Here is a 19,213-nt window from a genome sequence, read left to right on the forward strand (position 1 = left end):
TGCAGGCGGTTTTCCAGTCATTCTTTGCCACCGCCAGTTTCGAGGAGTGCCTGATCGACGTCGTCAATCGCGGCGGCGATGCCGACACCACCGGGGCCATTGCCGGCATGCTTGCCGGCGCGCGCTACGGGCTGCAGGCGATTCCCAAACGCTGGCTGAAAGCACTCGACGCCACGACCAGCAGGCAGTGTGAAGATCAGGCACGGGAGCTGATCGCGCTGGGCGGACATTGAGACTCGTCACACTATCCACCTCATTGGCAGCCTTGACATCAGCCCGCAGCAAGCGCCATCGTTCGGGTCGGGAAAGCTCGCAACATTTTCTTGTCAGCCGTCACCAGTTTTGTGTCGAGCCTGATTGCCAAAGCAAGGAATTCACAGTCGTACGCCGAGCAATCGCTATCACGTTCCAGTTCGAGGACGGCTCGCGAGTCGACTTCAAACTCCGATCCTGCAAGCAGGTCTTCTGCTTCGTTTTGCAGTCTGCACGCTTGCTCGAAAGTTAGAATTTTCCGTCTCATATAGCCCGCCAGAATGTTACGAAACTGACTACGCCATAGAACCGGAGCCGCCCACTCCGGGTCTTGATCAAGCAGTGCCTCGGCATCGGCGGTGCGCTTACCCGGCAGGTACAGGTACGCCAAAACGTTCGAATCCACCACGATCATGGTCGTCCCTCGCGTTTCAGTTCATCAATGTCACGTTCCTGAAATTTCCCCTCAGGCAAGGTCGCACGAAGTTCCCGGGCACGCGCCAGCCTATCGGCCGGCGTGACCCTGGCCGGTAACAGCACCGCCTCAAGGCAAACGATTGCTTCGCTGTTCATGCTGCGGCGGTGCGCTTGCGCAGAAAGCTTTAAGCGCTCATAGATGAAGTCCGGAATGTTTTTTAACGTCAGGGTAGTAGGCATGTCAATCTCCAACCGCAATGGAACCATTATGGTTTTTCATTGCAAACTCGTCAATTCCAGTTCGGCAATATGAGATTCTCGGCAAGCGCCAAAATGCTGGCCAACCCATCACTCCACCTGACTGGCGTGAAAATCATCGCGGGGCTCTTCATCGGTATTGGCGTACTGTTACCGCGCAACCCCGTCCATTCCACGGAAGATCGAGCAACGGCGGAAGATCTCGCTGCTGGGCTGCACCTGTTTTTGCTTGCAATATTTCGTCACCAGCTTGACCAGCCCCTTGATGTCGCGACCGGTGGCTTCCGGGAAAATATCGGGAAGTTCTTCAAGCAGGGCCGGGTCAAGTATCAGGCCGAACTGTTCCGTCATCACCGCCCAGATTCTCCGGCGATCCTCGCGGCCAGGCGGATGAAACTTGATCAACGCGATGCAGCGCGAAACGATGGCTTCGTCAATGTCATCGACCCGGTTGGTGGTCAGGAAAAGCAGTCCGTTGAAGTATTCCAGCACGCGCAGGAAGACGCCGACCACGGCATTCATCGCAATGTTGTCATCGCGCCGCTTGATATAGACGTCGGCTTCGTCGATCAGCATGACCGCACCCCAGCGCTGGGCGCGGGTCAGCACTTCCTTGAGCGCGACTTCCATCGCGGCAACGTTCAGCCCAAGCTGGCCCGAATGCACGCGGTATAGCGGGCGTTTGATGATCTCGGAATAGACCTCCGCCGTCAGGGTCTTGCCCACTCCGGCCGGACCCGCACAGAGAACCGTGGTACCGCCCGACTTGCCAACCACGATGTCGTCCATCAGCACATCCATCTCGGCGGTCAGGATATCGATCAGGTCGGTCTGTTCTGGCGGCAGAACCAGCTTTTCCTTCAATTCCGGCTGATAGGCATAAGGCTGCATATCATCGACGTGCACCCACAGGTAGAGGTGCAGTTCGAGATGGAACATCAGGATGTAGAAATGCACCGGCAGTTCGGTGAACAGGCCTTTCGGCAGGGCGGCCTGAGCCTCCTCGACCTGGGCCTCTTCCTTGCCGGAAAGTCGGGAATTTCGTGCAATCCGGCGCACGAACTTGGCCATGATGTCGCCTGTCGCATCGAGCGCCAGCACGCGCTCGCCGAGAATGCTTTCGTCGTTGACCAGGCGGGCGCTTCCTCCGGTCGATGAGAGGACGATCAGATCCTTGCGCGTATAGTCGGTATCGCGGTGCGTCGCCGTCGGATTCTCGGCGAAGTAGCCGACGCCGGAAGCGGAAAACTGCTTGCCATAGTGTGAGCGCCATTCAAAATATCGTTCGACCGTTTCGTCGTAACTCTTCAGCAGTTCGGGCGTTTCCTTGACGAAACCCTTGGCGGCAAAGATTTCGGCAACCGTTCTGCCGGTGATGTCCGGAGCAGAAATGCGGATGGTTGCCGTCGCCATCCGGGCCTTGGCATTGGCTTTGAGTTCGACGAATATTTTTCCGGTTTCCTCTTCCGAGGGCGGCGTGAAGTCCAGTCTCGTCACAACGTAGGCCAGGGGTTTGCCGGTAATGCCGGCCGAAAAAACCCAGCCGCGCGCCGAGTTCTCGGCGAGATAGGCGGCGATGGCCGGTACCGCCATTTCCAGATCTTCCGGTTCGAAGCGTTTGCCTCCTTCGCCGAGCGCCTTTTTCAGCGTCGTAATCTGTGCCCCTCGCGCTCGAAGTTCCGGACCACCCTGGGCATACCGGGCTTGCAGGAAATTCAGTTCGTCATCGTTCAACTGGTTGAATGAAAGCTCGACCTTGTTACCGAAACGCAGTTGCTCCTGAACGAAGGCCAGACGAGGAAAAGCCTGAATCATTGCTTCGATGTGTGGCCGCTCGATTTGCAGTTTCATTGACCGGTCTTCATCGGCTTGCCCTCGTGCTCGAAGTGCACCCAGTCAGGCCAGAGCTTCGGTACCGATCAGGTCGAAGACATCGGCCTCGATCACGTCCAGTCCCTGCTTTTTGCAGAAGCGGCGTTCCTTCTCGCTCGGTTCCTGAATCAGTACCCAGCCGGCCGGCTGCGCAGCGGCGTAGACGATGTCGGACATCACCATGCGTTCGGTATCGCGCGTGAGGCGCAGACCCATCAGCAGGTATTGCTTGCCCTGGCGCAGCTCCTTGACTGCAGGGGGGATCGAGAAGCCGCCCATCAGTTCGGTGATGTAATCGACATAATCGGCATCCGAGGCGATGTAACTCGGCACCGGCTTTGGTGTGCCCATCGGTTTGAAGAGGATGGGCAGGGCCGGGTTGATGACCTCAGATTTATGGTAGGCCACCCGGTCCCAGAAATACAGTTTGTAGCGAAAATCGGTGCCGCCGAGGCGGGCAATGCCGACAATCAGGTTATGCGGCTGGTCGGCGTAGGAATCCTGCAACTGCGTATCGCGGTTGATGTCGATGACGTAGGGCGGGCGGATTTCCTTGAGCCAGTCGTGCACCGCGCCGCGTGTCCACACGGTATCGCCGTAGGTGCGATTGAGAAACTTGGTGACCGTGTTGCGCCCGCGCTTGAGCTCGATATTCATCGCCGCACGCGGGAATTCGTACATCAGCTTCGCGGCCATCGGCTTGCCGCCGTTCATGGCGATGATCAAGGAATCGCTGTCGGCGGGAATCGCCGCGCCGGTAGCGACGCATCGCACATCGGCCAGCACGCCGGGGCCAAGATAGGGAACGATGCTGCCGTCCTTGAGTCCGTTGAGCAGCTTGTCGCGCAGTTCTGGGGTCATGTCCATTGCTCTTGAGTGAGGGTATAAACCTCTTGCAGCAAAATCCACGCCCGCAGCAGAAACACCCAACCGCAAGTCTTCCCGCCGATCGCCCGGAGTTCTTGTCCGGCCTGTTGTCGGGTTTGTTACAAAGTTGAAAGCGTGACTTCCACCACGCCCCCAATCACCAGAAACTCGTCCTCGCCCTGCAATACCCCAGGCAGCAAGCCGCAGTGAAAGAAAATCTTGCTAAGCGGGACATTGACCTCCAGGATATAGTCTCCGAACTCGCAGGCGCGCTCGCGGCTGCAGGTGAAGGAACTCAGGTTGTTGAGCAGGATGACGTGGCGACCGCCTTCGCTCCTGGCCAGGATTTCATGGTCGGCCATGCGGTTGACGCCGCGGTACAGCGTGACATGTCGCGCCCCCGGATGGCGCAATCCGAGTTGCAACTGACAGAAGGCGTAGACCAGGTCGAACTGAGCCTCCAGCGCATTGGTGCCATACAAACCATGCGAACGCATTTCGAGGTAGCGGCGATAGGGCTCGCCGGAAGGATCGCGCAGCGGCTGGCCGTGGTAACGCGGAGTCAGGCCAAAGCGCGATTCCACCCAGCCTTTGAGCACGGCGGCATCGCGGCTGTCGGAATCAAAACTCCAGCCGCGCAGAACGCGTACGAAACTGGCCTTGGCGCGGCCCTTGCGCAACGCACCGACGCTGGTGTTCAGCCCTGCCTCTTCCGGCCAATCCAGCCGGAAGTTAACCGTCAGGTAATCGCGAAATACCTCGGCGCGAGCCCCGGATGACGCAGCGGCAAGGCGCCGGAACAGGTCGCCATGAAACTCCGCAACGCCATCGAGCAGCAGCGGCGTCGGGTATTTCTGGTAGGTCAGACTGCCGAGCACCACCGCCGGCAGATTGCAGCGATTGATCGTCAGACGCGCATCGCGCGGTAGCGATGCTTTGTCATCACCCCTACAAAGCGCGCGGGTTTTGTCGCACGTTGGCACCCGGTCAGGCGCCAGCACATTGTCAGTTTTCATATTTCATTCAATGACTTGCGATGTTTTAGCCAAGCTGGCACGCAACGTGCAGAAGGTAAGGTGCGACTCTCATTGATTCCCTCGCAAATCGACTGACAGAATAAGGAGATTACACCATGGCTAAACTGCGTCAATGTGCCATTTACGGCAAAGGCGGCATCGGCAAATCCACCACCACCCAGAATCTGGTGGCGGCGCTTGCCGAATCCGGCAAAAAAGTACTGATCGTCGGCTGTGACCCGAAGGCCGACTCGACCCGCCTGATCCTGCATAGCAAGGCTCAGACTACCGTCATGCACCTGGCGGCAGAAGCCGGCTCGGTCGAAGACCTCGAACTCGAAGACGTGCTCTCCGTCGGTTTCGGCGGCATCATGTGCGTTGAATCGGGTGGCCCGGAACCCGGTGTTGGCTGTGCCGGTCGCGGCGTCATCACCGCCATCAACTTCCTGGAAGAAGAAGGCGCGTACACAGAAGACCTCGATTTCGTCTTCTACGACGTGCTTGGCGACGTGGTGTGCGGCGGCTTCGCGATGCCGATCCGCGAAAACAAGGCGCAGGAAATCTACATCGTCTGCTCCGGCGAAATGATGGCCATGTATGCCGCCAACAATATCTGCAAGGGTATCGTGAAGTATGCGAACTCCGGCGGTGTGCGTCTGGCCGGCCTGATCTGCAACAGCCGCAACACCGACCGCGAAGACGAACTGGTGATGGCTCTGGCTTCCCGCCTGGGCACCACGATGATCCACTTCGTTCCGCGTGACAACGCCGTACAGCACGCTGAAATCCGCCGCATGACGATGGTTGAGTACGACCCGACACACAAGCAGTCAGATGAATACCGCCAGTTGGCCAGCAAGATCGCCAACAACACCAACTTCGTCATCCCGACCCCGATCGAGATGGAGGAGCTGGAAGAACTGCTGATGGAATTCGGCATCATGGATGTTGAAGACACGAGCATCATCGGCAAGACCGCCGCTCAACTGGCCGCCGAAGCCGCCTGAAGCATGCAAGCGTAGTGCTACACACGGTGGGTTTGCTCGCAGCAAGCCCACCACTTTCAACCAGTACGCCGGCCACAGATTGATGGCGGCGTCAGGAGGAAAAAATGACGACAATGACTCGCGAAGAAACCGAAGCCCTGATTGCCGAGGTGCTTGAGGTTTATCCGGAAAAAGCCAAAAAGGATCGTGCCAAGCATCTCATGGTCAACGATCAATCCATTGAACAATCGAAGAAATGCATCACCTCGAACCGCAAGTCACTTCCTGGCGTGATGACCGTCCGCGGTTGTGCCTATGCCGGTTCCAAGGGCGTGGTCTGGGGCCCGATCAAGGACATGATCCACATCTCGCACGGCCCCATCGGCTGCGGACAGTTCTCCCGTGCCGGCCGTCGTAACTACTATGTCGGCACTACCGGAGTCGATACCTTCGGTACGATGAACTTCACCTCCGACTTCCAGGAGAAGGACATCGTTTTCGGCGGCGACAAGAAGTTGACCAAACTGATCGAAGAAGTGGAAATGCTCTTCCCGCTGCACAAAGGCATTTCCGTTCAGTCCGAATGCCCGATCGGCCTCATCGGCGACGACATCGAAGCGATCGCCAAGAAGGGGGCGGTAACCATCGGCAAACCGATCATTCCGGTACGCTGCGAAGGCTTCCGCGGGGTTTCCCAGTCGCTCGGTCACCACATTGCCAACGACACCATCCGTGACTGGGTGCTCGACAAGCGTGACGGCACTCCGGACACCTCGACCCCATATGACGTAGCCATCATCGGCGACTACAACGTTGGCGGCGACGCCTGGGCGTCGCGCATCCTGCTCGAAGAAATGGGCCTGCGTGTCGTTGCCCAGTGGTCCGGCGACGGCACCCTGGCGGAAATGATGAACACGCCGAAAGTGAAGCTCAACCTGCTGCACTGCTACCGCTCGATGAACTACATCACCCGCCACATGGAAGAGAAGTACGGAATTCCGTACATGGAATACAACTTCTTCGGCCCGACCAAGATTATCGAATCGCTGCGCAGGATCGCCGGGTTCTTCGACGATTCGGTCAAGGAAAAGGCCGAACTGGTGATCGCCCGCTACCAGCCGATGATGGACGCCATCATCGCCAAGTACAAGCCGCGTCTGCAGGGCAAGAAAGTCATGCTCTACGTCGGTGGCCTGCGTCCGCGTCACATCATCGGCGCCTACGAAGACCTCGGCATGGAAGTGGTGGGAACCGGTTACGAATTCGCCCATAACGACGACTACGACCGGACGATCAAGGAAATGGGCAATACCACCCTGATCTACGACGATGCCAGCGGTTTTGAGCTGGAAGAGTTCGTCAAGAAGATCAAACCTGACATGGTCGGTTCCGGCATCAAGGAAAAGTACATCTTCCAGAAGATGGGAATCCCGCTGCGCCAGATGCACTCCTGGGACTACTCCGGCCCGTATCACGGCTATGACGGCTTCGCCATCTTCGCCCGCGACATGGATATCGCTCTGTCCAATCCGGTCTGGGGCAACATGGTTCCGCCCTGGAAGAAGGAAGTTGTCGAAGAAATTGCAAAAGCTGCTTAAGGCAGTCAAGAGTGAGGAGAAAAGAGTGAAGAGTAAAACCGCTCGCCGGTCTTGCGTACCTCACACCGCTTTCCTCTTCACTCCAGACGCCTTACTCCTCACTGATTTACAAACTTCGCTTGCGTCCACAGATGAGTGGCGCTAACAAAGGAGTCCAAGATGCAAACCGTTGAAAAGATCAAACCCTGTTACCCGCTGTTTGGCGACGAAGACTATAAAAAGTCGCTGGGTGACAAACGCGAGTTGTTTGAAGAAGGCCACAGCCCCGAGAAGGTTCATGAAATCTTCATGTGGACCACCACGCAGGAGTACCAGGATCTCAACTTCAAACGTACCGCCCTGACGGTGGACCCGGCCAAGGCCTGCCAGCCGCTCGGCGCCGTGCTCTGCGCTTCCGGCTTCCACAAGACCCTGCCTTACGTGCATGGTTCGCAAGGCTGCGTGGCTTACTTCCGCACCTACTTCAACCGTCACTTCAAGGAGCCGTGCTCGTGCGTTTCCGACTCGATGTCGGAAGACGCCGCCGTGTTTGGCGGCCAGAAGAACATGTACGACGGCCTGGCCAATGCCAAGGCGCTTTACAAGCCGGAGATGATCGCCGTGTCCACCACCTGCATGGCGGAAGTCATTGGTGACGACCTGAACGCATTCATCAACAACACCAAGAAGGAAGGGCATATCCCGCAGGATTTTCCCGTACCCTTCGCACACACTCCGTCCTTCGTCGGCTCGCACGTCACGGGCTGGGACAACATGCTTGAAGGCATCATCCGTTCCTTCACGCTGAACACCATGGAAGGCAAAAAGATCGGTTCCAACGGCAAGGTCAACATCATCCCGGGCTTTGAAACCTATCTCGGCAACTACCGGGTCATCAAACGCATGCTCGCCGAAATGGATGTCGACTACACCTACCTGAGCGACCCGAGCGAAGTCTTCGATACCCCCGCCGACGGTGAGTTCCGCATGTACTCCGGCGGCACCACGCAGGACGAGATCAAGGACGCGCCGAACGCCATCACCACCCTGCTCCTGCAACCGGCGCAACTGGAAAAGACCAGGAAGTTCGTCGAGGGCACCTGGAACCACGAGGTGCCCAAGCTGAGCATCCCGATGGGCGTCGAATGGACCGACGATTTCCTGATGAAGGTTTCCGAAGTCACCGGCAAGGCCATTCCGGAATCGCTGGCCAAGGAACGTGGCCGCTGCATGGACATGCTGGCCGACAGTCACGCCTGGCTGCACGGCAAGAAGTTTGCCCTCTACGGTGACCCGGACTTCGTCATGGGCATGGTCAAGATCCTTCTCGAATGCGGTGCCGAGCCGACCCACATCCTGTCCAACAACGCCAACAAGCGCTGGGGCAAGGCCGTGGAAAAGATGCTGGCCGAGAGCCCGTTCGGGGTCAATGGCAAGGTCTATCCCGGTTACGACCTGTGGCACATGCGCAGTCTGTGCTTCACGGACAAACCCGACTTCCTGATCGGCAACTCCTACGGCAAGTTCATCCAGCGCGATACGCTGCACAAGGGTGAAGCGTTCGAAGTGCCGCTGATCCGCCTCGGCTTCCCGATCTTCGACCGTCACCATCTGCATCGTCAGACGACACTGGGCTACGAAGGCATGATGTCGATCGTCACCCAGCTCACCAACGCCGTCCTTGAGCAACTCGACAAGGAAACGATGGGGATGGCGACCACCGACTACAACTTCGATCTGGTGCGCTGATCGTCGGGGGCATCGTCAAAACCCCTCCCGGCCTCCCTGAAGAGTGACAAGGGGGCTGGGGGGGTTTAGAAGCTGCCGGACAACGTACCACGATTATCAGGAGTAACAGATGGCCAACATCATGATCCGAACGGCTGACTCAGGCGGGCTGACGTTTTACCTGCCCAAGCGCGATCTGGAAGCGTCGATCTCGTCGATCGAGTTCGATACCCCGGAAAAATGGGGCGGCGAGCTCAAGCTCGACAACGGCGGGATCTATTTCATCGACCCGATCGCCAGACCGTCGCGCCTGCCCATTTCGTTGCGTGCCAGACGCATCGGCGCCGCCGAAGACTGAAACATTTCAAGGAGAAACCTCATGGCAATGAAAATCGACCCCGACATGTGCACCGCCTGCGGTGATTGCAAACCGGTCTGCCCGACAAAGTCGATCAGCACCGGCAAGATTTTCTTCAAGATCGACGTCGGCACCTGTACGGAATGCGAAGGGCACAACGACACCCCGCTGTGCGTCGATGTCTGCCCGTCGAGCTGCATCAGCCCGGCCTGAGCAATGCCGGTGTGCGTCGTCATTGCCGCGCATGCGGAAAACCAGTGCTGCGCTACGGGCTGTGACGCATGGGATTTGCTTCGCGGCACATGTCCTACGCGCGGATTCCGGGTCACGCCCGGAATGACGGCACATTTGCTTATGTCATCTTAACGCCGACTGACTACTGGCCTGGAGCCCATCATGTCTGCCACCCCTATCGCCTCGCGTGAAGCTGCGCTGCGCATCGCGCTGGCCGCCCGTGCCCTGAATGGCCTCGATACCCGCGCCCTGGTCGGCGCACTCATTGACAAGCTGGACTCGCCACTGACAGAAAGCAAGCTCGGCACACTGACCGTTGAAGATATTCGCGTCATCATCGCCGGTGACTTTGCCGATCAGGGCTGCCATGTCGGCGTCGAAGACGCGGCGCTCAAGGATGCCGTGCGCCTGCTCTGGGGCCAGGGGGTCGAGAACAGCGATTTCCCGAAGATTGAAAGTTATAGCGAAGGCGACCTGCCTGTCTCGATCCGCGTCGCCATCGCCGCCAATCGCGGCGAAAATCTCGACGGCCACTTCGGTTCCTGCGAGCGCTTCCTGATCTATCAGGTCAGCCAGTCCGCGTTGCGTTTGATCGACGTGCGCTCGACCGTCGAAGCCGATGGCGCAGAAGACAGGAACGCGGCCCGCTCGCTGCTGATCAACGACTGTCAAATCGTTTACGTGCAGTCGATCGGCGGCCCGGCCGCCGCCAAGGTAGTGCGCGCCGGAGTGCACCCGATCAAGAAGGCGAAGGGCGGCCCGGCCCGCGAAGTGCTGCTCGAACTGCAGGCGCGCCTGGCCAGCCCGCCGCCTTGGCTGGCCCAGATCATGGGCGTCCCGGCTGTCTCGCTGGCGCGTTTTGAAGAGGAACTCGAAGCCGGGGAAGAAGCATGATTACTCCCCGGCAACTCGTTCAGGTAAGCGAGTTGGTTCAGCTAAATGCCCACATTGCCTTGTTGCGCGAGCGTTTTCCACAACTGCACTTTACCGAGTGCAGCGACGATGACGTCTCGCCGCGTTACCAGCCGGCGTTCAGCCTGGACAGCCACCATCTCTACCTGGTCGCGGGGGCTTCGGGCCATTGCCTCGAACTGACCGACGAGTACGAAACAGCGAGCGGCATTCTGCTTGCCGCCAGGGTCGATGAAGAGTGAAAAGACCCCGGCCGATGCCGGATTCGGCCGCCTGGGACTATGCGCCAGTTGCGGCTATTTCCCGGACTATGTGAACAGCCGCCGGTGCACCCCGGGCGATGCCTGCATCCGTGCCCACAGTGGACGCCAGATCGATCGCTTCCTGCGCAACAACCGCATGCTGGCCGTCAAGTATCTCGACGACCTGTTCTGGGAGCGCCGCGCCATTGCCGCCCGTTATGCCGATGTGGAAAGCATCGTTCACCTGAAATCCGACAGCGATGAAGTTGTCCGCCGCGTCGTCGCGGCACGCCTGCCCGTCGACCAGTTGCCTTCGATGATCAAGGACCCGGACCGCGAAGTCCGGCTTTCGATTGCCGCCCGTTTGCCGGCGTCGCTGCTCGTCCAGCTCATTCACGATCCCGACTACCTGATCCGTGCCACGGTGGCCCGCCGTCTGCCGCACGGACAACTGGCCAAGCTGGCCAAAGACCCGGAGCGTGAAGTGCGCAAAGTGGTCGCAGCACGTCTGCCGCCCTTCGCACTGCACCTGCTGGCCAGTGACCCGGAGCCTGAAGTTCGCGCCATCGTTGCCGAACGCGCCCTGCCCGAAGTCGCCATCAGGCTGCTGCACGACGAGGAATGGTGGGTTCGCCTCGCCGCCGTTGGCAACGTGCCGAGGAAATTCCTGCCGCCGCTGAGCAAAGACCCCGAAGTCGATGTTCGCGAAGCCGCACTGGCTCGCCTGGCTGAATCCCCAAGAACCTGAATCCGGAAAAATCATGAAAGAAATCCTGGCCTGGTCGGAATACTGCAAATCGCTTTCACCCGCCATAGTTGAAACCTGCGCCAAGGTAACGGTCAGCAGCGGGCCCGGAGCGCTGGTCAAGGCCTTGCGCCTGGCCCTGCCCGAATGGAAATTTCGCCATGCCCTGAGCCGTGGCGGCTGGTATCGCCTGGGCGGCATTCTCGACAGTCAGGGACAGCGCGTTTCAGACAGTCTCGAAAGCTGGGTCGAGAATGAGCTTGATCAACGCGACGGCGATTTCGGCCAGTTCAGCGACGACTTTGCCGAACGGCAACTGTTTGCCACGCGGCTGGTTGGCCAGTCGCATTATCTGGTGGCGTCTGCCGACGAAAGCACCGATGGTTTCCTGCAACTGGAAATTGAAGATCTTCAGGAGGTGCGCGTCCATCAACTCTTTGCCAACGAGCCCGGCACCCTTGAAGAACTGGTCGACCCGCGCGGTGGCGCCGAGCACCCGGCAGCGGTGGGACTGCCCTTCTATACCTTCCGCCGTATCCACCACATCGGCGCCTTCCTGCGTCGCATGCTGGCACAAAAACCGGAACCGGCGCCCATTCACCGCATGCTTGACGACTGGTCGAAAAGCAGCGCCGGCGGTACCAGCGCCTATTACAACCACTGGGTCATTGCTACCCGCGAACATCTCGACCGTTACCACCAGCCGGTCTTCCGCGCCCAGCCCATCGCCACACTCGCCGGTGATGCGCCGGAATTCGACACGTCGCCCGATACCAGCGGCCTCGAGCTGAGTGAAGCGCTGACCCATTTCGACCGCCAGACCGGCTACCCGATGGCCTGGTATTTTCATATGCTGACCTCCAAGGCGATACCGCACTGGGTCGCCGAAAGCGTCGTCGAAGACTCGCTAGCCGGCTTCGGCTACCTGCCGCAACGCGATGTCGATGTCGTATGCGGCTGGCTGCATTGGCCGTATTCAGTCTAGATCGTTTTTCGGCAACAGCAGATAAACCTTCTCTTCGACGCGAACGGGTTGCCTGATCGCCGGATCGGGGTCGGGCTCAAAGAGGCTTTCGACGTGACTCAGCTTGATGTCGAAGGCGCCGGCGTACAGGCGGGTGATTTCATCGGCTACGGCAAAAGACTGCCCGTCAGTTTCCCCGGCATCGGGTTCTTCGGTGGTGAGCAGCAGGATTTTGCAGGCGGCAGGCAGGATCTTGCGGAGATGCTCAAGGTAATCGCCACGAATTTCGTCCGGCAACGCAGTGAGCGATGCGCGATCGAAAACGGCAGCGATCTCGCCAAGATCGGCGGCGCTGAGCTGGAAGAAATCGCCACAGAAAATACTGATGCGGCCATGCTCCCACAGCGTAAATTCTCCGACCCGGCGGCGGCTGGCCTGTATCCGGTTTTCGCGGAAGAAGGCGCGGGCGGCGAGCGGGCTGAGTTCGACACCGATGACCGTATGCCCTTGCTGCGCGAGCCAGAGCAGATCCAGGCTTTTGCCGCAGAGCGGAACAAAAACCCGGTCGCTCGCTGCCAGGCCGAGGCTGGACCAGAACCTGACCAGATGCGGATTGACCGTTTTCTGGTGGAAGGCCGTTTCCCGGTCGCGCCAGGACTGTTGCCAGAGTTCGTTATCGCGCCCGGTCATGATGGCTCTTTCCTGTCTGGTGTTGCGTTATTAAAAATGGGAAATGCCCGTATCGAAAGACACAAGGCTTCCTAAAATTCAGATCGTCATTCCGGCGCAAGCCGGAATGACGAGAATCCTGACCTCCGGCTACGAAATGATCCATTGAATGAGCTCTTGGTTGGTCGGCTGAGCTTCGGCGCTAATTGGGCGAGCGTATCACTGATACAGGCTTGGTGACGGACGTTTGCGGCTTGTCGCATTCACGACATTCCTCTGGTTGAAGCTCAAGCCAAACATTTAAAACCTTATTTTTCAATGGCTTATGCATTGGCACCATCCTTGCTGCTGAAGAGTACAGGAGATTGCCATGACCAGCCCGCCCTTTGTTACCATCAACGACACCACTCTGCGCGACGGCGAACAGTCGGCTGGCGTGGCGTTCTCGCTGGACGAAAAGCTGGAGATCGCCCGCCAGCTCGCCGCCATCGGTGTGCCGGAACTGGAAGTCGGCATCCCGGCGATGGGCGAAGTGGAGCGCGATTCGGTGCGCGCCGTCGCCGCGCTGAAGCTGGCGCCGCGCCTGATGGTGTGGAGCCGCATGCACGCGGACGACATCGCCGCGTGTGCCAACCTGGGCGCGCACCTGGTCGACATTTCGATACCGGCCTCCGACCAGCATCTCGCCTACAAGCTCAAACAGGACCGCGCCTGGCTGCTGCGCGAACTGCCGAAATACATTGGCGCCGCGCTCAGCCTCGGGCTTGAAGTCGGCCTCGGTTGCGAGGATGCCTCGCGCGCCGACATCAACTTCCTCTGTGCGCTGGCCGAAACCGCCGAACGCGCCGGTGCCCGCCGCCTGCGCTTTGCCGACACGCTCGGCGTACTCGAACCGTTCGCCACCTTCGAGTGCATCAGTACCTTGCGCCGCAATAGCGGGCTGGAAATCGAGATGCACGCGCATGACGACATGGGCCTGGCGACGGCCAACACGCTGGCCGCCTGCAAGGCCGGCGCGACGCATGTCAACACCACGGTAAACGGCCTCGGTGAACGTGCCGGCAACGCGCCGCTGGAAGAAGTGGTACTCGGCCTCAACAAGCTGCACGGCATCGAAACTGGCGTCGATCTCAAGGGATTTCTCGCCCTGTCGAGCGTCGTCGCCAGCGCTTCGGGTCGCGCCGTTCCCTGGCAGAAAAGCGTCGTCGGTGCTGGCGCCTTCACGCACGAAGCCGGCATCCACGTCGATGGTCTGCTCAAACATCCGGAAAACTATCAGGGTTTCGACCCGCAGGAAGTCGGCCAGTCACATCGCATCGTTCTCGGCAAGCATTCCGGCTCGCGGGCGGTGCAGGTGGTCTTTGCCAGCCTCGGCATCGCGGTCGATGAAAACGAAGCACACAAGCTGCTGCCGCACCTGCGCCACTTTGTCGCCGAACGCAAGCAGGCGCCGGAAACGCCGGATCTGCTCCTGCTGCTGGCTTCGATCAGGAGACCTCTGCATGTCGTCTGAAGCGCTCACCATGACGGCCAGCCTTAGCGTCGCACCCGGCTTCTGGACGATTCTCAGGGAAGATCTGGCCTGCGTCTTCCAGCGCGACCCGGCGGCGCGCTCGACGCTGGAAGTGCTGACCACCTACCCCGGCGTGCATGCCCTGTTCGCCCACCGGCTGGCGCACCGGCTCTGGCAATCCGGCTGGCTCTTCGCCGCGCGCCTGCTGTCCTTTCTCAGCCGCATGCTGACCAATGTCGACATCCATCCTGGCGCTACCATCGGTCGCCGATTCTTCATCGACCATGGCGCCGGCGTGGTGATCGGCGAAACGGCCAAGGTCGGCGACGATGTCACGCTTTACCACGGCGTCACGCTCGGCGGCACCTCCTGGAACAAGGGCCGGCGCCACCCGACGCTGGCCGACGGGGTGGTCGTTGGCGCCGGGGCCAAGATTCTCGGCCCGATCAGCATTGGCGAGCGCGTGCGCATCGGCGCCAATTCGGTGGTCGTCAAGGACGTACCGGCCGAGCGCACCGTGGTCGGCGTGCCGGGCCGCGTCGTCGATACCCGTAACGGCGGCGCGCACGAGGCCAATGGCATCAACCTCGACCACAACCTGCTCCCCGACCCGGTGGCCAAATCCATTGCCTGTCTGATCGAACGCATCGAAATGCTGGAACAGGAACTGGCCGAGCTGCGCCACGAGCCGCAGCCCGCCGCGCACAGCGGGCAATGTCGTACCTGTAGTGCCGGAGACCTGTGCTGCGAGCACGAGTCGATGCATCCGGAGACCAGCAGAATTTTGGCACCAAAATTTGAAACTGAAATGCAGAACTGAAATACGCCATGGACCTGCTTGATTTCTCCGATTGCAAACTCTATTTCGAGGAGGCGCTGCCTGCCGAGGCCGAGCGCCTGATCGCTCTGGCGGCTAGCGAATATGGCGAAGCCGGTGCCGAGCTGGCGCTGCTCCGCGCGCATCTGCTGGCCCCCGACAACCTCACCGTGCTGGTCGGCCTCTACCGTTACTATTTCTACCAGCACCGACTGGAGGACGCCTTGCAGGTCGCCGAACGTGCCATGCTGATTTCCGGTCGCCACCTCGGCCTGCCTGCGAACTGGAGCCTGCTCAACGAAAACTGGCTGGCTTCTGCGGCCGCCGTCTCCTTCGGGCTGTTGCGTTTTTACCTGCTGGCACTCAAGGCCGCGAGCATTGTCCTGCTCCGGCTCGGCCACATTTCGGCCTCGCGCGAGCGCCTGATCAAGCTGGCGGCACTCGATGCCCGTGACCAGCTCGGCGCCGCCAAACTACTCGAAGTCGTCGACGAATTTCAAGTTGCCCAAGACCCGCTCGACGCCGCCGCATCCCTTCCCGACCCAAAGCTTGCCCTAGCCTGAGGAGGCCCCCATGGACGATACGCTGACCCTCGCCGAAGCCCTCGACGAACTGGTTTCCGCCGAGGACTTTCTTGATTACTTTGCCGTACCCTATGACGCCAGCGTGGTGCAGGTGAATCGCCTGCACATCCTGCAACGCTTTCACGACTACCTGGCCAAGCAGGCGCCCGTTCTGCCGCCGGAAGAAAGTGCCCAGCGCGCCATTTATCGTCAGTGGCTGGAACTCGCCTATCAGGATTTCGTCAGCTCGGATGCGCAGACCGAAAAAGTCTTCGCCGTCTTCCAGCACGTCGACCAACCGGGTGGGGGCTCAAGCTCGTTTGTGTCACTGGACAAGGTGTTTCAGCAATGATCGACGCACGCTGGGATTTCGGCGAGCCAGTGCGCCTGACGCGTAACGTGCGCAACGATGGCACCTACCCCGGACTCGATACCGGCGCACCGCTGGTGCGCCGAGGCAGCATCGGCTACGTGGTCGATGTCGGCACTTTTCTGCAGGACCAGATCATCTACTCGGTCAATTTTCTCGACGAAGGCAGGATCGTCGGCTGCCGCGAAGAAGAGCTGATCGATGCCGACGAGCCGTGGACGCCTTCGCGTTTCGAGTTCCGTGAAAAAGTGCGATCAGCCAAGGGGCTCTCGGTCGGAGGCGAGGTGCTGGTCAAACGCGGCGCCGTCGGCGAGGTGATCAAGGTCATCCGCGATGCACCGGGCGGCGTCGTCTATCACATCCACTTCGAATGCCTGCTCGGCCGCCTGCTGCAAATCCCCGAAGATGCACTGGAACCGGTGCTTGCCGAGGAACATGACGATGCAATACGGTTATCTTGAATTGAAACTCTCCTGGGAACTTTTCGCGAAAGCACCAGAAACGCTCTCCGAACCGGAACGCTCGCGTCTGTTCAAGGTCGCCTCCCGGCAGAACAACATCGAGCAGCACATTCTGGCCAGCGGTGACGCGGCCAACGTCGTCGTGCCGGCAGCCACACTGGCCAACCGGCTCGATGAAATCCGCAAGCGATACCCGAGTGCGGACGAATTCATTCAGGATCTGGAACGCATTGGCCTCGGCGAAACGGAACTGGAAGAGGCCGTTGAGCGCGATCTGCGCGTCGAAGCCGTGCTCGAAAAAGTGGCCGCAGAAGCGTCGCCAGTCAGCGCCGTCGATGCCGAGATCTATTACCGCCTGCACCCGGAGAGCTTCGTGCGACCGCCGTCCCGGCGGCTGCGCCACATCCTGATCACCTACGACAACGGGCAGCAGAAGGACAAGGCCAGGACTCAACTCGAAGTGCTGCGCCTGACGCTGAAAAATGCCGATCAATTCGGCGCGGCGGCGCAGCGCCTTTCGCAATGCCCGACCGCCCTGGAAGGCGGCCAGCTCGGGGTCGTCAAGCGCAATCAACTCTACCCGCAACTGGATGCGGCCGCCTTTGCGCTTGGCGCAGGGCAAACCAGCAAGGTTCTGGAATCCCCCATCGGCTTGCACATCCTGCGCTGCGACGAGATTTTCCCGAGCGGGATGCTGCCCTTTGCCGAGGTGCAGGAAAAAATCATCGATCATCTGTATGACAAGCGCCGGCGCAAGGCACAGCGCGACTGGATCGTGCGTTGCTGCGTGAACACTGTTCCGGAAGTTGAACTCGCCCGAAATTCTGCGTAGATCTCGCTCGCCCGGATTTCTTTCCGGGAGCAGATGCCGGCGCGCCAGGCTGAGTGAGCCTCTTCCAAAACCTTATCTGCGGATCTGTTTTATTTCGCGGCGTGAGGCGAAATTGGGAGGTGCGGGCGGCCATTTCTGGCATGATGAGGTTTCGACGCCAACGTCATAAAGCCCGCCAAATGGATACTAACCGACGCGACCTGATCATGCAACGCTGGAACGTGATACAGCACGAGCTGTTGCCCGAATTGCGCAGCGACGTTGGCACACTGACGCCGAAACTGGAGAAGGTGATCTACCATCTGGAGTGGGTGCGCATCGAAGAATTCGTTCATTCGTCGTGGTGTGGAGAGGGGCGACCGCCGCACGAACGTTCTTGGCTGGCCAACGCTTTTGTGGCCAAGTCCGTGCTTGGGCTGGCCACGACGCGGGGACTGATCGAACGCCTGATGATCGACCGCGCCCTGCGGCGCATCTGCGGTTTCCCTCTGTGCAAGAAGCTCCCGTCCGAAGCCACCTTCTCGCGGGCCTTCGACGAGTTTGCCGCAGGACGGTTGGCGGAGCGGGTGCATGAGGCGCTGATCAAGGAACATCTGGGCAGCGAACTGATCGGGCACATTAGCCGCGACGGCACCGCCATCGAAGCGCGCGAGCATCCGGCGCGGCCCGGGAGACCCGCCACGGCGGCGCAGCCCGCCCCGACCCCCGCCGAAGAGCCCGCCGTCGCGGTGAGCGTGACAGAAACTCCGGCGCCGGCGAAGAAGCGGGGCCGCCCCCGGAAGGATGAGCGCCGTCCTCCAGCCAAGGAATCGCCCCTTCATCGCCAACGCCAGCAGCACTTGGCGCAAATGCTCAAAGACCTCCCCACGGCCTGTGATCGCGGCACCAAGTGCAATGCCCAAGGCTACAAGAACAGTTGGAGCGGCTACAAGCTGCATCTCGACACGGCGGATTGTGGCGTTCCGATTGCGGCGCTGCTTTCCAGCGCCTCGATGCACGACAGCCTGGCGGCCATTCCCCTGTCGCTGATCAGCGCCGAGCGCGTGACCAACATCTACGATCTGATGGATGCCGCCTATTGCAGCAGCGAGTTGCGTGACCACAGCCGGAGTCTCGGCCACGTGCCCCTGATCGACCACAATCCGCGCCGTGGCGAGAAGATCGAATTCGCGCCGGCCGAAGCCATCCGCTATGACCAAAGGAAATCCCTGTGGGATAACGAGCGTACCGCTGCCGAGCGCAGCAATGCGCGGCTCAAGGATGAATTCGGCGGCAAGACTATTATGGTCAAGGGCGATACCAAAGTGATGGCCCACCTGATGTTTGGCATCCTGGCCCTGTCCGCTGACCAGTTGATGCGATTGCGACATTGACGAACCCTCATCTCTCTTCGACAACAGTGCATTCAACAAGGCAGGAGAAGCTTCGCGCTGAATCATGACAAATATGACATATAGCTAGCCGCGTGGCCAGAAAGTGATCACTGAAGCCGAAAAATCGTCCCCAGCGGACGAATGGGGCGGCGAAACAATTTGCAATCCTGACTTTTGCAAGAGGCTC

Annotated in this window: 23 protein-coding genes; 17 read left to right on the forward strand and 6 right to left on the reverse strand. The window is 59.9% G+C overall.

Annotation, left to right across the window (positions count from 1 at the left end; translation table 11 throughout):
- A partial coding sequence (locus JNM42_RS13270; RefSeq protein WP_294270732.1) for an ADP-ribosylglycohydrolase family protein occupies positions 1 to 233 on the forward strand: 233 nt, incomplete at its 5' end.
- 38 nt (positions 234 to 271) lie between these two features.
- On the opposite strand, the gene JNM42_RS13275 is transcribed toward JNM42_RS13270, so the two are convergent.
- The 5 genes from JNM42_RS13275 to JNM42_RS13295 form a co-directional block, all read right to left on the reverse strand.
- Positions 272 to 667 carry a type II toxin-antitoxin system VapC family toxin gene (locus JNM42_RS13275; protein WP_294270734.1) on the reverse strand — a complete coding sequence of 132 codons (396 nt, stop codon included), beginning with the start codon at positions 665 to 667 and terminating at the stop codon, positions 272 to 274.
- Positions 664 to 909, reverse strand: coding sequence for an Arc family DNA-binding protein (locus JNM42_RS13280; protein ID WP_294270738.1), 246 nt, complete (start codon positions 907 to 909; stop codon positions 664 to 666). The genes JNM42_RS13275 and JNM42_RS13280 overlap by 4 nt, the downstream gene beginning before the upstream one ends.
- A gap of 168 nt (positions 910 to 1,077) precedes the next feature.
- Positions 1,078 to 2,778, reverse strand: a complete 1,701-nt coding sequence (locus JNM42_RS13285; protein WP_294270741.1) for an ATP-binding protein — start codon at positions 2,776 to 2,778, stop codon at positions 1,078 to 1,080.
- Between the two features lie 45 nt (positions 2,779 to 2,823).
- Positions 2,824 to 3,660 (reverse strand): SIR2 family protein, encoded by an 837-nt coding sequence (locus JNM42_RS13290; protein WP_294270744.1) that lies wholly within the window; start codon positions 3,658 to 3,660, stop codon positions 2,824 to 2,826.
- A 125-nt stretch (positions 3,661 to 3,785) separates the two neighbouring features.
- Entirely contained in the window at positions 3,786 to 4,682 is an 897-nt protein-coding gene (locus JNM42_RS13295) for an NAD(+)--dinitrogen-reductase ADP-D-ribosyltransferase (protein WP_294270747.1), read from the reverse strand.
- A 116-nt stretch (positions 4,683 to 4,798) separates the two neighbouring features.
- On the opposite strand from JNM42_RS13295, the gene nifH reads away from it, so the two are divergent.
- From nifH to JNM42_RS13340, 9 genes are all read left to right on the forward strand, one after another.
- Positions 4,799 to 5,689, forward strand: coding sequence for a nitrogenase iron protein (gene nifH, locus JNM42_RS13300; RefSeq protein ID WP_294270752.1), 891 nt, complete (start codon positions 4,799 to 4,801; stop codon positions 5,687 to 5,689).
- A 104-nt stretch (positions 5,690 to 5,793) separates the two neighbouring features.
- Positions 5,794 to 7,266 (forward strand): nitrogenase molybdenum-iron protein alpha chain, encoded by a 1,473-nt coding sequence (gene nifD / locus JNM42_RS13305; protein ID WP_294270755.1) that lies wholly within the window; start codon positions 5,794 to 5,796, stop codon positions 7,264 to 7,266.
- Between the two features lie 159 nt (positions 7,267 to 7,425).
- Positions 7,426 to 8,994 carry a nitrogenase molybdenum-iron protein subunit beta gene (gene nifK, locus JNM42_RS13310; RefSeq protein ID WP_294270758.1) on the forward strand — a complete coding sequence of 523 codons (1,569 nt, stop codon included), beginning with the start codon at positions 7,426 to 7,428 and terminating at the stop codon, positions 8,992 to 8,994.
- Between the two features lie 109 nt (positions 8,995 to 9,103).
- Positions 9,104 to 9,331: a putative nitrogen fixation protein NifT gene (nifT, locus tag JNM42_RS13315; RefSeq protein WP_294270761.1), complete on the forward strand. Its 228-nt coding sequence runs from the start codon at positions 9,104 to 9,106 to the stop codon at positions 9,329 to 9,331.
- A gap of 21 nt (positions 9,332 to 9,352) precedes the next feature.
- The gene (locus tag JNM42_RS13320; RefSeq protein ID WP_294270764.1) at positions 9,353 to 9,544 is read left to right on the forward strand and encodes a 4Fe-4S binding protein; all 192 of its coding nucleotides are present in this window, start codon (positions 9,353 to 9,355) and stop codon (positions 9,542 to 9,544) included.
- A gap of 183 nt (positions 9,545 to 9,727) precedes the next feature.
- The gene (locus JNM42_RS13325) at positions 9,728 to 10,459 is read left to right on the forward strand and encodes a dinitrogenase iron-molybdenum cofactor N-terminal domain-containing protein (RefSeq protein WP_294270768.1); all 732 of its coding nucleotides are present in this window, start codon (positions 9,728 to 9,730) and stop codon (positions 10,457 to 10,459) included.
- Positions 10,456 to 10,719: a DUF6129 family protein gene (locus tag JNM42_RS13330; protein WP_294270772.1), complete on the forward strand. Its 264-nt coding sequence runs from the start codon at positions 10,456 to 10,458 to the stop codon at positions 10,717 to 10,719. Before JNM42_RS13325 ends, JNM42_RS13330 begins: the two co-directional genes overlap by 4 nt.
- Complete coding sequence (locus JNM42_RS13335; protein WP_294270777.1) at positions 10,709 to 11,467, forward strand: 4Fe4S-binding leucine-rich repeat protein; 759 nt, start codon at positions 10,709 to 10,711, stop codon at positions 11,465 to 11,467. The genes JNM42_RS13330 and JNM42_RS13335 overlap by 11 nt, the downstream gene beginning before the upstream one ends.
- A gap of 13 nt (positions 11,468 to 11,480) precedes the next feature.
- Positions 11,481 to 12,449, forward strand: a complete 969-nt coding sequence (locus tag JNM42_RS13340) for a hypothetical protein (RefSeq protein ID WP_294270785.1) — start codon at positions 11,481 to 11,483, stop codon at positions 12,447 to 12,449.
- Here JNM42_RS13340 and JNM42_RS13345 read toward each other — a convergent pair.
- On the reverse strand, positions 12,441 to 13,118 hold the full coding sequence (locus JNM42_RS13345; protein ID WP_294270793.1) for a thiopurine S-methyltransferase: 678 nt from the start codon (positions 13,116 to 13,118) through the stop codon (positions 12,441 to 12,443). The two genes, JNM42_RS13340 and JNM42_RS13345, sit on opposite strands and share 9 nt — an antisense overlap.
- Before the next feature lie 349 nt (positions 13,119 to 13,467).
- Between JNM42_RS13345 and nifV the strand changes: the two genes are divergently transcribed.
- From nifV to JNM42_RS13380, 7 genes are all read left to right on the forward strand, one after another.
- Complete coding sequence (gene nifV, locus JNM42_RS13350; RefSeq protein ID WP_294270799.1) at positions 13,468 to 14,610, forward strand: homocitrate synthase; 1,143 nt, start codon at positions 13,468 to 13,470, stop codon at positions 14,608 to 14,610.
- Positions 14,600 to 15,430 (forward strand): serine O-acetyltransferase, encoded by an 831-nt coding sequence (gene cysE, locus JNM42_RS13355; RefSeq protein ID WP_294270802.1) that lies wholly within the window; start codon positions 14,600 to 14,602, stop codon positions 15,428 to 15,430. The genes nifV and cysE overlap by 11 nt, the downstream gene beginning before the upstream one ends.
- An 8-nt stretch (positions 15,431 to 15,438) precedes the next feature.
- Entirely contained in the window at positions 15,439 to 15,990 is a 552-nt protein-coding gene (locus JNM42_RS13360; RefSeq protein ID WP_294270804.1) for a hypothetical protein, read from the forward strand.
- Between the two features lie 10 nt (positions 15,991 to 16,000).
- Complete coding sequence (locus JNM42_RS13365; RefSeq protein ID WP_294270807.1) at positions 16,001 to 16,342, forward strand: nitrogenase-stabilizing/protective protein NifW; 342 nt, start codon at positions 16,001 to 16,003, stop codon at positions 16,340 to 16,342.
- A complete protein-coding gene (locus JNM42_RS13370) occupies positions 16,339 to 16,821 on the forward strand; it encodes a nitrogen fixation protein NifZ (RefSeq protein WP_294270810.1) in 483 nt (160 codons plus the stop codon). The genes JNM42_RS13365 and JNM42_RS13370 overlap by 4 nt, the downstream gene beginning before the upstream one ends.
- Positions 16,802 to 17,653, forward strand: a complete 852-nt coding sequence (nifM, locus tag JNM42_RS13375) for a nitrogen fixation protein NifM (RefSeq protein ID WP_294270813.1) — start codon at positions 16,802 to 16,804, stop codon at positions 17,651 to 17,653. The genes JNM42_RS13370 and nifM overlap by 20 nt, the downstream gene beginning before the upstream one ends.
- 179 nt (positions 17,654 to 17,832) lie before the next feature.
- Positions 17,833 to 19,026, forward strand: coding sequence for a transposase (locus JNM42_RS13380; RefSeq protein ID WP_294270816.1), 1,194 nt, complete (start codon positions 17,833 to 17,835; stop codon positions 19,024 to 19,026).
- The last annotated feature ends 187 nt before the right edge of the window (positions 19,027 to 19,213 follow it).

The organism is Propionivibrio sp. (genome assembly GCF_016790145.1).
Lineage (GTDB): Bacteria > Pseudomonadota > Gammaproteobacteria > Burkholderiales > Rhodocyclaceae > Propionivibrio.

Coding starts and splice junctions, on each gene's coding strand:
- JNM42_RS13330 (WP_294270772.1), top strand. CDS start 10,456: ATGATTACTCCCCGGCAACTCGTTCAGGTAAGCGAGTTGGTTCAGCTA.
- JNM42_RS13360 (WP_294270804.1), top strand. CDS start 15,439: ATGGACCTGCTTGATTTCTCCGATTGCAAACTCTATTTCGAGGAGGCG.
- nifH (WP_294270752.1), top strand. CDS start 4,799: ATGGCTAAACTGCGTCAATGTGCCATTTACGGCAAAGGCGGCATCGGC.
- JNM42_RS13290 (WP_294270744.1), bottom strand. CDS start 3,660: ATGACCCCAGAACTGCGCGACAAGCTGCTCAACGGACTCAAGGACGGC.
- nifD (WP_294270755.1), top strand. CDS start 5,794: ATGACGACAATGACTCGCGAAGAAACCGAAGCCCTGATTGCCGAGGTG.
- JNM42_RS13285 (WP_294270741.1), bottom strand. CDS start 2,778: ATGAAACTGCAAATCGAGCGGCCACACATCGAAGCAATGATTCAGGCT.
- JNM42_RS13340 (WP_294270785.1), top strand. CDS start 11,481: ATGAAAGAAATCCTGGCCTGGTCGGAATACTGCAAATCGCTTTCACCC.
- nifM (WP_294270813.1), top strand. CDS start 16,802: ATGCAATACGGTTATCTTGAATTGAAACTCTCCTGGGAACTTTTCGCG.
- JNM42_RS13325 (WP_294270768.1), top strand. CDS start 9,728: ATGTCTGCCACCCCTATCGCCTCGCGTGAAGCTGCGCTGCGCATCGCG.
- nifV (WP_294270799.1), top strand. CDS start 13,468: ATGACCAGCCCGCCCTTTGTTACCATCAACGACACCACTCTGCGCGAC.
- JNM42_RS13335 (WP_294270777.1), top strand. CDS start 10,709: ATGAAGAGTGAAAAGACCCCGGCCGATGCCGGATTCGGCCGCCTGGGA.
- JNM42_RS13320 (WP_294270764.1), top strand. CDS start 9,353: ATGGCAATGAAAATCGACCCCGACATGTGCACCGCCTGCGGTGATTGC.
- JNM42_RS13345 (WP_294270793.1), bottom strand. CDS start 13,118: ATGACCGGGCGCGATAACGAACTCTGGCAACAGTCCTGGCGCGACCGG.
- JNM42_RS13370 (WP_294270810.1), top strand. CDS start 16,339: ATGATCGACGCACGCTGGGATTTCGGCGAGCCAGTGCGCCTGACGCGT.
- nifK (WP_294270758.1), top strand. CDS start 7,426: ATGCAAACCGTTGAAAAGATCAAACCCTGTTACCCGCTGTTTGGCGAC.
- JNM42_RS13295 (WP_294270747.1), bottom strand. CDS start 4,682: ATGAAAACTGACAATGTGCTGGCGCCTGACCGGGTGCCAACGTGCGAC.
- JNM42_RS13280 (WP_294270738.1), bottom strand. CDS start 909: ATGCCTACTACCCTGACGTTAAAAAACATTCCGGACTTCATCTATGAG.
- JNM42_RS13380 (WP_294270816.1), top strand. CDS start 17,833: ATGGATACTAACCGACGCGACCTGATCATGCAACGCTGGAACGTGATA.
- cysE (WP_294270802.1), top strand. CDS start 14,600: ATGTCGTCTGAAGCGCTCACCATGACGGCCAGCCTTAGCGTCGCACCC.
- JNM42_RS13365 (WP_294270807.1), top strand. CDS start 16,001: ATGGACGATACGCTGACCCTCGCCGAAGCCCTCGACGAACTGGTTTCC.
- JNM42_RS13275 (WP_294270734.1), bottom strand. CDS start 667: ATGATCGTGGTGGATTCGAACGTTTTGGCGTACCTGTACCTGCCGGGT.
- nifT (WP_294270761.1), top strand. CDS start 9,104: ATGGCCAACATCATGATCCGAACGGCTGACTCAGGCGGGCTGACGTTT.